Raw genomic sequence first — 12,211 nt, 5'->3', positions numbered from 1 at the left:
CTTTAACTTAACTTTATCATGGGAAAGTTCATGTCAATGAAGAAACTTTTATCTTTGACGATTGCGACGGGGGCACTTTTGGCGTCTGCGTCTATGACGGCACAAGCGCGCGATTTAACTGTTGTTGGTTGGGGCGGCGCGTCTCAGGAAGTACATAGCAATGTTTACTTCAAACCGTTTTCCGAAAAAAGCGGTGCGCCTGTAATTGAAGATAGCTACAACGGTGGTCTGGCGAAAATCAAGGCGATGGTCGACACAAACTCCGTCACTTGGGACGCTATTTTGGTAGAAGCACCGGACCTGTTGCGCGGTTGTGAAAACGGTCTGTTCGAGCCGATCGCTTGGGACAAAGTGGGCGATAAAGCTGAATTTATCGGTCCGGCTGTTAGCGAATGTGGTGTTGGTTCCTACGTATGGTCCGTTGCTTTGGCATATGACGGCGATGCGTTGAAAGACGGCCCGAAAAACTGGGCGGACTTCTGGGATGTGAAAAAATATCCGGGCAAACGTGGTCTGCGTAAAGGCGCGAAATTCAACCTCGAAATCGCGTTGATGGCGGACGGTGTGGCACCGGGTGACGTTTATTCTGTACTGGAAACAGCAGAAGGTCAGGCCCGTGCATTTGCGAAACTGGACGAGTTGAAAGCCAACATCCAGTGGTGGGAAGCTGGTGCGCAGCCGCCGGAATGGCTGGCGTCTGGTGACGTTGTGATGACAACGGCTTACAACGGCCGTATCACAAACGCCAACAAAGAAGGCAAAAACTTCAAAATCTCTTGGGATGGTCAAATCTACGCGGTTGACTCCTGGGCTGTTGTTGCCGGTTCTGAGAATAAAGATAAAGCGATGGATTTCGTTGCATTTGCATCTCAGGCTGAAAATCAGGTCAAATTCCCGGAAGGTATTCCTTACGGTGTGACAAACACAAAAGCGATTGCCCAAATTCCGGCAGCGTTGAGTGCTGATTTGCCGACAGACAAAGCAAACCTTGAAAACGCTTTGGCGAACGACACGTCATTCTGGCTTGATTTCGAACAGGAACTGAACGAACGCTTCAATTCCTGGGCTGCGAAATAATCCAGAATATACAGGTGCGGGGAAGACTGGTTCCTTCCCCGCCTCCCTTTACCCTATTTTGAGTGTTGATGGATAATGGAACAAGTTTCGACAAATAATAACAATCAGTCGGAAGGTTTAGCTCAAGGGGAAGATGAAATTCCTCTTAAGCTAAAGCTCAAGCGCGCGGAGCGCATGCGCAAATATCGTGCGATGGCCCTGATCGCGCCGTTGTTTCTATTTATTCTTGGCGTCTTTGCTATCCCGATCGCCATTATGATGTGGCGTGCCATTGATAACCCGGAAGTGGTGGATAACCTGCCGCAAACGGCGATTGAACTGAGCAATTGGGATGGGGAAAGCACGCCGACGACAGCGTTGACTACCGCCTTTGCATCCGATTTGGTCAAAGCCTATGAAGATAAGACGGCCTCTACCGTTGCAAAGCGTCTGAACTATGATGTGTCGGGCATGCGTTCTCTCGTAACGCGGACGGCCCGTAAGTTTAACAGCACGCAGCCAGCAATGGCGACGATGGATGACTTTATCAAGGCGGATAAACGTTGGGCCGATCTACGCTATTGGCAGGCGTTAAAGCGCGCCTCCAGCTCCCTCACGCCATTTTATGTGCTCAATGCCTTTGATATGAAGATCAATGACGAAGGGCAGATTACAAGTGTGCCGGAAGGTCAGGCGATTTATACCAACATCTTCTGGCGTACCATGTGGATTGCAGGGGTTGTGACTGTTGGCAGTCTGCTGATCGGTTTTCCGATTGCCTATCTGCTGGCAAATACCTCTTCCAAAGTATCCAACCTGTTGATGTTTTGCGTGTTGTTGCCGTTCTGGACGTCCTTGTTGGTGCGCACAAGTGCGTGGGTTGTCTTGTTACAAAAGAACGGGGTGGTGAATAGCACGCTGATTAATTTGGGCTTGATTAACGAACCGATGACGCTCTTGTTTGCGCGCCCCGGTGTCTATATCGCCTTTTTGCATCTGCTGGTGCCGTTCGTGGTCCTGCCGCTTTATAGTGTGATGACATCCATTTCACCGGCTTATATGCGGGCGGCCGAAAGTCTGGGTGCCCATCCGGCGATTGCGTTTGTGCGTGTTTATCTGCCGCAAACCCTGCCGGGGATCGGGGCGGGTGGTATTCTCGCGTTTATTCTGGCGATTGGGTATTACATCACACCGGCGTTGATCGGTGGCCCGCAAGATCAGATGCTCAGCTATTTCATCGCAAACCATGCAAACAGCACCCTGAACTGGGGTCTGGCGTCCGCATTGGGGATGGTCCTGCTGGTGACAACCATGATCTTGTTCTCGATTTACAACCGACTGACCGGTGCATCCGGCGTGAAAATGGGATAATCCAATGAAGCTACAACCATACGCCACATTCGGACAAAAAGTCTGGTTCTATACCTTCCTGACGATTGCGGGTGGGGGGCTGTTGTTCCTCGTCCTCCCGATCCTCGTCATTATGCCGCTGTCGTTTAATGGATCCAGCTTCTTAAGCTATCCGCTCGATGGGTTCTCACTTCGCTGGTACGCAGAAGTTTTCCAGTCGGAAGTCTGGGTACGGGCCATTAAAAACAGTCTGATCATCGGTTCGGCCTCGGCTTTCCTTGCGACTGTTTTAGGGACTATGGCGGCCATGGGTTTGACGCAGGCGAACTTCCGTGGCAAAGGGGCGGTCAACGCGTTGTTGGTGTCCCCGATGATTGTGCCCATCGTGATCTCTGCTTTGGGCCTGTATTTCTTCTTTGCGGAAATCGGCCTGAACGCGACTTACACGGGGTTGATCCTTGCGCACACTGCCTTGGGCGCGCCATTTGTTGTGATTACCGTGACGGCAACGCTTCAAGGGTTTGACAATACGTTGATGCGCGCCGCGTCCAGCTTGGGCGCCAATCCGGTGAAGGTCTTTTTTGCCGTGGTCTTGCCGTTGATCCTGCCGGGTGTTGTATCAGGCGCTTTGTTTGCCTTTGCCACATCGTTTGATGAAGTGGTTGTGGTGCTGTTTTCTGCAGGGCCGGAACAACGCACCCTGCCGCGCCAGATGTTTGACGGGATCAAAGAGAATATCACGCCTGCGATTATGGCGGCGGCAACTTTGCTGATTGCCTTTGCTCTGGCGCTGTTGAGTGTGTTGGAATATCTGCGCAGACGTAGTGAAAAGCTAAACAGCCCGTCTTAAGGGCTGGTTAGACATAAGGAGGGGTGCAAGCGCTGATCATTTCGCAATTTTCGTCGCTTGTATTTCTGAAACGGTGGGGGATGGTACTGTCAAACAGGTAACATTCCCCTTCTTTTAAAATCTGGGTGTGATCACCAACGGTCAGTTCAATACAGCCTTTGATGACGACACCGCCTTCTGTGGAGAGGTGACGCAACATCACTTTGCCGGTATCAGCACCGGGCTTATAGGTCTCTTTGAGGATTTGCAGATTGTGATGTTTCGCATCACCGACTTGCAGGAAAGAGAGACGAGAATCGTTGCTGAGTTCTGTCAGTTCCTCATGGGTGAAAAAGACTTTATCTTTTTCATGTTCGATAGAGGAAAAGAACGAGGACAGGTCCATGGGCACCCCTTCAAGGATTTTGCGCAGCATGGCGATGGACGGACTATTCTGGTTTTTCTCAATTAACGAGATTGTCCCGTTTGTAACGCCAGCCCGTCTGGCAAGTTCCCGCTGGGATAAGTTATGCTCCTTGCGGACTTGTTTCAGGCGTGCGCCTACATTGAAGTCTTCCATCGTTTAACCTTTGGTTTCGTACTCTTTTCGAAATGTGGCAGGACTTTGATTATAAAGCGCAAAAAAATAAAATAAACGATATTGTTTAAAAAATTAAACATGATAGTATCTTGTTTAATATTTCACCAATAAAGGCCGTTTATGTCTTGTAAAGTTAAACGCATATGGTGATTTACGTTCAGGGAGTTTACGCGATGATGTGGCTCCCCCTTATAACTTTTTCAATGTGATAAGAGGCATATAATGGCTACTAACAAGGCTCTTTTTGATCGTCGTGTCGATGCAATTTCCCGCGGTGTGGGTTTTTTGACAGACTTTTTTGCAGAACGTGCTGAAGGCGCAGAAATCTGGGACGTTGAAGGACGTCGCTTTATCGATTTTGCCGCCGGTATCGGGGTCTGTAACACCGGTCACCGTCACCCGAAAGTGGTTGCGGCTGTTGAGAAGCAGGTTGCGTCTTTCTTCCACACCTGCCACCAAGTCACACCGTATGAAAACTATGTGGAATTGGCAGAAAAACTGAACGCAGCTGTCCCCGGCACCAGCAAAAAGAAAACCGCATTTGTCACAACAGGTGCAGAAGCTGTTGAGAACGCGATCAAGATTGCACGGGCGCACACAGGGCGCACGGGTGTTATTGCGTGCGGCGGGGCCTTCCACGGTCGCACGTTCATGGGCATGAGCCTGACAGGTAAAGTTGTTCCTTACAAAGCCGAGTTCGGCACGATGATGAACGAAGTCTATCACTTCCCTTTCCCTAATGAAGTACACGGCGTCACGGTGGATGATGCAATGGCGGGGCTTGAAAAGTTGTTTAAATCCGATATCGCACCAAACCGTGTTGCGGCCATTATCTTTGAGCCGACACAAGGGGAAGGCGGCTTTTATGTCGCTCCGAAAGAGTTTGTTGAGCGGATCCGCGCCCTTTGTGACGAACATGGTATTGTCATGATTGCCGATGAAGTTCAGTCCGGTTTTGGTCGTACAGGTAAAATGTTTGCGATGGAACATTATGGCGTCGAGCCTGACCTGACAACTTCCGCCAAAGGCTTGGGCGGCGGTCTGCCGATCTCTGCGGTCATTGGTAAAGCCGAGATCATGGATGCACCGAACCCAGGCGGTCTGGGTGGCACCTATGCCGGTAACGCAATTGCTGTTGCGGCTGCTAACGCTGTTTGTGAGATCATGGCCGAAGATGGTTTCCATGAGCGTACAACAGCGCTTGGCGTGAAGTTAAAAGACATGCTGAATGGCCTGAAAGCAGACGTGCCACAAATCGCAGACGTTCGTGGTCAAGGTCTGATGGTTGCGGTCGAGTTTATGGAAAATGGTAAGCCGCGCGCGGACATGGTTCCGGCGGTTATTTCTTCCGCGAAAGAAAATGGATTGATTCTAATTTCTTGTGGAGTTTACGGAAACTGCATCCGCTTCTTGCCGCCGCTGACAATTGAAGATAGTGTCTTTGACGAAGCGCTTGAGATAATTTCTGCTGCGATCAAGAATGCAGCTTCCACTGCACAAGCAGCCGAGTAAAAGGAGTTTAGATGTTTAATCTTTCAAACACAAACCTGTTGAAAGAACAGGCCTATATCAACGGTGAATGGGTTGATGCAGACAGCGGTGAAACGCTGGAAGTCAACAACCCTGCAACTGGTGAGGTCATCGCAACCGTGCCTTTGATGGGCACAGCGGAAACCAAACGCGCGATCGCAGCGGCTGAAGTGGCACAAAAGTCATGGAAGAAACGTCCTGCAAAGGAACGCTGTAACATTTTGCGTAAATGGTACAATCTGATTATGGAAAATCAGGAAGATCTCGCCCGTATCATCACGGCTGAGATGGGCAAACCGTTGGCGGAAGCCCGTGGCGAAGTCGCTTATGGCGCAAGCTATATCGAATGGTATGCTGAAGAAGCCAAGCGCGTCTATGGCTCCACTATTCCTGCGCCAAGTGATGATAAACGTGTACTGGTGATGAAGCAGCCGATCGGGGTTATCGCCTCCATCACGCCGTGGAACTTCCCGAACGCTATGATCACACGCAAAATTGCACCAGCTTTGGCTGTTGGTTGTTCATCTGTCATGAAACCGGCAGAACAAACACCGCTTTCAGCATTGGCTTTGTGTGTCTTGGCTGAAGAAGCGGGCATTCCGGCGGGTCTGATCAACTGCATCACGGGGAATCCGGTTGAAATCGGCGGGGAAATGACGTCCAATGATATCATCCGCAAAGTCACCTTTACAGGGTCCACAGGCGTCGGTCGCCTGTTGATGAGCCAGTCTGCACAGTCCATCAAGAAAATGGGTCTGGAACTGGGCGGCAACGCACCGTTTATCGTCTTTGATGATGCGGATCTGGATGCAGCGGTTGAAGGGGCGATGATCTCCAAATACCGTAACGCGGGTCAGACTTGTGTCTGTGCCAACCGCATCTACGTTCAAGCGGGTGTCTATGACGAATTTGCCGACAAACTGGCGGCAAAGGTCAAAGAACTGAAAGTCGGTAACGGCTTTGAAGATGGTGTGTCCCAAGGTCCGCTGATCGACGATAAAGCGGTTGCCAAAGTGGAAGACCATTTGAAAGACGCTGTTGAAAAAGGTGGCGAGATCTTGTGTGGCGGTAAACGTCACGCCTTGGGTCATAGCTTCTTTGAACCGACCATCATCAAAAACGTCACAAAGGACATGAAGGTTTCTCGCGAAGAAACATTCGGTCCGATTGCACCTTTGTTTAAGTTTGAAGATGCAGAAGACGTGATTGCGCAAGCCAATGATACAGAGTTTGGTTTGGCGTCTTACTTCTATTCCAAAGACATGAGCAACATCTTCCGTGTTGCTGAGGAACTGGAATACGGTATGGTGGGCGTCAACACAGGCATTCTGTCTAACGAAGCTGCGCCATTTGGGGGCATCAAGCAATCCGGTCTGGGCCGTGAAGGCTCCGTCTACGGGTTGGATGATTACCTTGAACTGAAATACGTTCTTCTGGCTGAAATTTAAGCCGCCAGAAAATATCACAATAAAAAAGGAGGGATGCTGGTTGGCATCCCTCCTTTTTTTGTGTCAGTCGACAAGCTGGTTTAGCTTTTGACTTCAGCTTCGACATCGTCGAACAGTTTTTGAATGCTGTCAGACGGGGCAGCTGTGACTTTGGAAGCGACAACGATCGCGATGGTGGAGAAGATGATCCCCGGAATGATCTCATAGAGATCGAACCAGCCACCGGACAGTTGTTTCCAGACCACAACGGTGACGCCACCGACGATGATACCGGCAAGCGCACCCGCTTTATTCATATTCTTCCAATAAAGCGACAGGACGAGCGCTGGGCCGAAGGCAGCACCGAAGCCTGCCCACGCGTAGGACACAAGGCTCAGTACCTTGGAATCTTTGTCCATGGCAAGGATGGTGGCGATGACCGCAATCCCGACCACAGCCAAGCGACCGACGTTGACCAGCTTTTCCTGTGAGGCTTCTTTGTTGAACAGGGCTTTGTAGAAATCTTCAGCAAGGGCAGAAGACGACACCAACAACTGAGAATCCGCTGTACTCATGATCGCCGCCAAAATCGCTGCAAGCAGGATACCGGCGATGACCGGATGGAACAAGGCGTCCACCATCACGATAAAGACGGTTTCATTATCGCCCAGACCTTCCGGCAGGTAGCCGATGGCGCTCAGGCCGATGAACAAGGCACCCAGCATGGATACACCTGTCCACAACACCGCAATGCGACGTGCAGAGGGGACAGCGTCTTTACTCTCAATGCCTTTGAAACGCGCGAGAATGTGCGGCTGACCAAAGTAACCCAGACCCCAGCCGACCAGCGACAAAGTGCCGATCAGTGTGATGGTTTTACCATCTGCATCGGTAAACAGGTTTAACAGTTCAGGGTTTTTCGCTTCAATGGCAGACAATGTACCGCCAAGGCCACCGATTTCCCCCATTGCCATCAATGGAACCAGAACGAGCGCGCCAACCATCAGCAGGCCTTGTACAACGTCTGTCCAGGATACGGCAAGGAAGCCACCGAACATGGTGTAGGAGATAACGGCAACCGCGCCAACGATGACGGCGATTTCGTAATCAAAACCAAAGACGGTTTCAAACAGTTTACCACCCGCAACAAGACCGGAGCTGGTGTAGAACAGGAAGAAGATCAAAACAAAGATCGCAGAGATCACGCGCAGCGCGTGGCTTTTGTCTTCAAAACGGTTTTCAAAGAAAGCCGGCAGTGTCAAAGAGTTATCTGCGCGGTAAGAGTAAACCCGCAGGCGTTGGGCAACCAACAGCCAGTTCAGCCATGTGCCGACCAGCAGACCACCGGCCAGCCAGAAAGCGCCGTAACCGGCAGCCATTGCATAGCCCGGCAGGCCCATCAGCAACCAGCCACTCATATCTGAGGCACCGGCGCTCAAAGCGCTGGGAAGGGGGCCGAGGTGACGGCCGCCAAGAATATAATCGGATAAATCCTGAGTACGTTTGTAGGCGTATAAGCCAATCCCTAACATTAGAACCAGGTAGACAATAAAAGTCGTCGTAATCATTAGATGAGAATACCTTTATGATAAATTGACCCGTCTTCGCGCTTATTAAGCTGCGCGTATGTTGTTTAAGAAGCCGGGCACGTCATGTGCTTTGGACGTGAAGAGGTCGCGTCTGTGCCTAGGGTAGCGAACTGGCCTAGGGTAAAGCTTCTTATTTTCGAAAATCGAAAGTCAAATGACCTTTAATTTTCAGACTTAACGGGAGAATGTTGTTTTAGCTATTCTATCTCTGCAATGCAGCATTGATGTTTTTAAATATGGCAGGGGATCGGGCAAAGAAAAAGCCTGCCGCCCTAGGGGAGGCGGCAGGCAAGTAAACTCTCTAGGGAGATTGGGTCGAGAGTTAGTAAAAACGTTCAATCAGATTTGGATAATGCCTTCAGCATCCAATGCTTCCAGATCACTATCCGATAGGTTCAAGATGTCACGCAGGACATTTTGAGTGTGTTGCGCCAGAACCGGTGGGGCCGATTCGTAGGCAACGGGCGTGCCGGACAGTTTCAAGGGGGAACCTACGCTAGGGACGCGGCCCGCCTTGGGGTGATCCAGTTCCATTTTCATGCCACGGTCCAAGACCTGCGGGTCTTCAAACACACGATCAATTGTGTTGATCGGACCGCATGGCACGTGAGCAGCTTCGAGATTTTGAATCCACCAATCAAGGGATTTGGCTTTGATGGCGTCTTGTAAAATCGGCACCAATGCCTCGCGGTTTTCAACCCGTGCGGTATTGGTGGTGAAGCGGGCGTCATCTGCAAGTCCATCGAGACCTGCAACCTGACAGAATTTCGCAAACTGTCCATCGTTCCCGACCGCAAGGATCATGTGACCATCGCTGGTGGCAAAGGCCTGATAAGGGACGATGTTGGGGTGGGAATTCCCCAGACGTTGCGGCACCTTCTGGCTGGCAAGATAGTTCAGTGCCTGGTTGGCAAGGGTTGCGACCTGAACGTCCAGAAGGGAAATGTCGATGTGTTGGCCTTCACCGGTGCGATCACGGTGTGCAAGCGCGGCTTGCACACCAATGACAGCGTACAGTCCGGTCAGGACGTCGGACAAAGCCACGCCGACCTTTACCGGACCAGCCTCAGGCCCATCGCCAGGGTGACCGGTCACACTCATGAGACCAGACATACCCTGAATTAGAAAATCATAGCCTGCGCGATTGGCATAAGGACCTGTTTGTCCAAAGCCGGTGATCGAGCAGTAAACGATGTCGGATTTGATCGCCTTCAAGCTGTCGTAATCAAGGCCGTATTTTTTAAGGCCGCCGACTTTGAAGTTTTCAATAACGACATCACATTCCTTGACCAGTTCTTTGATCAGGGCTTGACCCTTTTCACTGGCCATATCAATGGCAACCGACTGCTTATTGCGGTTGGCACACATGAAATAGGCCGCATCATCCGTGTCCTGACCGTTTTGGTCCTTCACGTAGGGAGGGCCCCAGTGACGGGTGTCGTCACCAGCTTTGGGTCGTTCGATCTTGATGATTTCTGCGCCGAGATCGCCGAGCGTCTGACTGGCCCAAGGGCCAGCCAGAATGCGCGATAGATCCAGAACGCGAATATGTGAAAGGGCGCCTGACATGATCATTTCACCTTAAAAGAATGCCTGCAGGCCAGTTTGGGCACGGCCCAGGATCAGACGGTGAATGTCATACGTACCTTCGTATGTGTTCACAGTTTCAAGGTTGACCATATGACGGATCACGTGGAATTCGTCGGAGATGCCGTTGCCGCCGTGCATGTCACGGGCCATACGGGCGATTTCCAGAGATTTGTTTACGTTGTTGCTCTTGATGATAGAGATGTTTTCAACAGCGCAGTTATCTTCGTCCATCAAACGACCAACACGCAGGGCCGCTTGCAGGCCAAGGGTGATTTCAACTTGCATGGTCGCAAGTTTGTTTTGGTACAGTTGGTTTTGTGCCAGCGGACGGTTGAACTGTTTGCGGTCCAGACCGTACTGACGTGCTGCGTGCCAGCAATATTCAGCCGCACCCAAAGCACCCCATGCAATACCGTAACGGGCTTTGTTCAAGCAACCGAACGGGCCAGCAAGACCTTGAACGTTTGGCAGCAGGTTTTCTTCTGGAACAAAAGCTTTATCCAGAACGATTTCACCTGTGATGGAAGCGCGCAGGCTCATTTTGCCTTCGATCTTCGGTGTGGAGAAACCTTCTGTGCCGCGCTCAACGATGAAGCCGCGGATCACGCCGTCCAGCTTGCCCCAAACAACCGCAATGTCAGCGATCGGGGAGTTGGTGATCCACATTTTGTTACCTGTCAGCAGGTAGCCGCCGTCAACTTTTTCAGCGCGTGTTTTCATGCTGCCCGGGTCAGAACCGTGATCCGGCTCTGTCAAACCGAAACAACCGACCATTTCGCCTGTTGCCAGTTTCGGCAGGTATTTTTTGCGTTGCTCTTCGTTACCGTAAGCGTAGATCGGGTGCATAACCAAAGAAGATTGAACACTCATGGCAGAACGGTAGCCAGAATCGACGCGCTCAACTTCACGACCGATCAGGCCGTAAGAAACGTTGCTCATGCCTGCACAGCCATACTCTTCCGGGATTGTACAACCCAGCAGACCCAGCTCACCGAATTCGTTCATGATTTCACGATCAAAAACTTCGTTACGGTTGGCGTCCAGAATACGCGGCATCAGTTTGTCCTGACAGAATGCATAGGCACTCTCGCGGACCATACGCTCGTCTTCAGTCAATTGATCGTCAAAAAGAAACGGGTCTTCCCATTTAAAAGCAACTTTAGCAGCCATGATTTTTCCTTAGATATACAGATATTAATCCTTAATCATTCATTTAAATGATGATAAAACGGATTTAAAGCGATGATTTTTCATTAATTCATTCATTTTTTGAATGAAGTGGGGTTTTTATGAGACGGCACCTACCTACTTTCACCTCCTTATTGTGTTTTGATGCGTCCGCACGCCACTTAAACTTTACGCGCGCGGCAGAAGAATTGAATTTAACCCAAAGTGCAGTCAGTCGTCAGGTGCGAAATCTGGAAGAATTTGTCAAAACCGATTTGTTTGAACGGGTAAAGAAGCGACTCGTGTTGACTGTGGAGGGGGAAAGTTATGCCCGCGTGGTATCGGATCATCTAAGTGGTCTGGAAAATGAGACTTTAAAACTGATTACCAAGGATCAGGATGACGCGCGTTTGAATGTGGGGACATTCCCCGCGATCGGGTCGCGTTGGCTGATCCCGAAGCTGCATGATTTTACCCGCAAGCATCCGGATATTCAGTTTAACATGGTGACAGGTCTGGGGCCGTTTGATTTTAAGGCGCAGGACATTGACGTTGCGATTCAACATGGTCAAGGCGACTGGCCCGATGTGGTGACTAAAAAGCTGGTAGATGAAACGGTGGTCGCCGCCTGCATTCCGTCCCTGATTGAGGGGCGTGAATCTGTGGGGGCAGAAACTGTCCTGGATTATCCGCTGTTGAACTTGCAGACCCGGCGCTATGCGTGGCCGGAATGGTTGCGCGCCCAAGGCGTGGAATATACGGGGAAGATCAGCGGGCCGAATTTTGAGAACTTTTCCATGATGACGCGCGCGGCCTTGTCCGGGTTGGGAATCGCCATCATCCCGGAAATGTTTATTGAAGATGAGTTGAAGTCGGGTGCCTTGATCTCGCCTTTTGGGGAAGCTGTGCGCAGTAAGCGGGGGTATTATCTCGTGACCACACCGCGCAAACAGGCGCTTGAAAAGGTGAAAGCCTTTAGCCATTGGATTGAGCAGTTTTAGCACTGGGACAGAAAAAAGGCACCCTCTGTAAAACAAAGGGTACCTGTGTAAGTATGACAGGAAAGAAAGTG

Annotated in this window: 10 protein-coding genes; 6 read left to right on the top strand and 4 right to left on the bottom strand. The window is 50.7% G+C overall.

Features of this window, described 5'->3' with window-relative positions; translation table 11 throughout:
* Window positions 1-36: 36 nt before the first annotated feature.
* The 3 genes from Q397_RS0110310 to Q397_RS0110300 all read left to right on the top strand — a co-directional run bounded on the left by Q397_RS0110310 (window position 37) and on the right by Q397_RS0110300 (window position 3,256).
* Window positions 37-1,077, top strand: coding sequence for an ABC transporter substrate-binding protein (locus Q397_RS0110310; RefSeq protein WP_028879357.1), 1,041 nt, complete (start codon window positions 37-39; stop codon window positions 1,075-1,077).
* 75 nt (window positions 1,078-1,152) lie between these two features.
* A complete protein-coding gene (locus Q397_RS0110305) occupies window positions 1,153-2,427 on the top strand; it encodes an ABC transporter permease (RefSeq protein WP_084149020.1) in 1,275 nt (424 codons plus the stop codon).
* A gap of 4 nt (window positions 2,428-2,431) precedes the next feature.
* Window positions 2,432-3,256 carry an ABC transporter permease gene (locus Q397_RS0110300; protein WP_028879355.1) on the top strand — a complete coding sequence of 275 codons (825 nt, stop codon included), beginning with the start codon at window positions 2,432-2,434 and terminating at the stop codon, window positions 3,254-3,256.
* Between the two features lie 7 nt (window positions 3,257-3,263).
* On the opposite strand, the gene Q397_RS0110295 is transcribed toward Q397_RS0110300, so the two are convergent.
* Window positions 3,264-3,815, bottom strand: a complete 552-nt coding sequence (locus tag Q397_RS0110295; protein ID WP_028879354.1) for a cupin domain-containing protein — start codon at window positions 3,813-3,815, stop codon at window positions 3,264-3,266.
* Window positions 3,816-4,058: 243 nt separating this feature from the next.
* Here Q397_RS0110295 and gabT point away from each other — a divergent pair, with 243 nt between their 5' ends.
* Window positions 4,059-5,348, top strand: coding sequence for a 4-aminobutyrate--2-oxoglutarate transaminase (gabT, locus tag Q397_RS0110290; RefSeq protein ID WP_038013466.1), 1,290 nt, complete (start codon window positions 4,059-4,061; stop codon window positions 5,346-5,348).
* Window positions 5,349-5,359: 11 nt separating this feature from the next.
* Window positions 5,360-6,814, top strand: coding sequence for an NAD-dependent succinate-semialdehyde dehydrogenase (locus tag Q397_RS0110285; protein ID WP_028879352.1), 1,455 nt, complete (start codon window positions 5,360-5,362; stop codon window positions 6,812-6,814).
* 80 nt (window positions 6,815-6,894) lie between these two features.
* Here Q397_RS0110285 and putP read toward each other — a convergent pair whose 3' ends face one another.
* The 3 genes from putP to Q397_RS0110270 all read right to left on the bottom strand — a co-directional run bounded on the left by putP (window position 6,895) and on the right by Q397_RS0110270 (window position 11,142).
* Window positions 6,895-8,361: a sodium/proline symporter PutP gene (putP, locus tag Q397_RS0110280; protein WP_028879351.1), complete on the bottom strand. Its 1,467-nt coding sequence runs from the start codon at window positions 8,359-8,361 to the stop codon at window positions 6,895-6,897.
* A 360-nt stretch (window positions 8,362-8,721) separates the two neighbouring features.
* Window positions 8,722-9,951, bottom strand: a complete 1,230-nt coding sequence (locus Q397_RS0110275) for a CaiB/BaiF CoA transferase family protein (RefSeq protein ID WP_028879350.1) — start codon at window positions 9,949-9,951, stop codon at window positions 8,722-8,724.
* 12 nt (window positions 9,952-9,963) lie between these two features.
* Window positions 9,964-11,142 carry an acyl-CoA dehydrogenase gene (locus Q397_RS0110270; protein ID WP_038013464.1) on the bottom strand — a complete coding sequence of 393 codons (1,179 nt, stop codon included), beginning with the start codon at window positions 11,140-11,142 and terminating at the stop codon, window positions 9,964-9,966.
* Window positions 11,143-11,261: 119 nt separating this feature from the next.
* Here Q397_RS0110270 and Q397_RS0110265 point away from each other — a divergent pair, with 119 nt between their 5' ends.
* Window positions 11,262-12,140, top strand: coding sequence for a LysR substrate-binding domain-containing protein (locus tag Q397_RS0110265; protein WP_028879348.1), 879 nt, complete (start codon window positions 11,262-11,264; stop codon window positions 12,138-12,140).
* Window positions 12,141-12,211: the final 71 nt, after the last annotated feature.

This window comes from Terasakiella pusilla DSM 6293 (genome assembly GCF_000688235.1).
Lineage (GTDB): Bacteria > Pseudomonadota > Alphaproteobacteria > Rhodospirillales > Terasakiellaceae > Terasakiella > Terasakiella pusilla.
The sequence above is the reverse complement of the archived record's forward strand: the minus strand, read 5'-3'. Positions and strand labels throughout refer to the sequence as shown.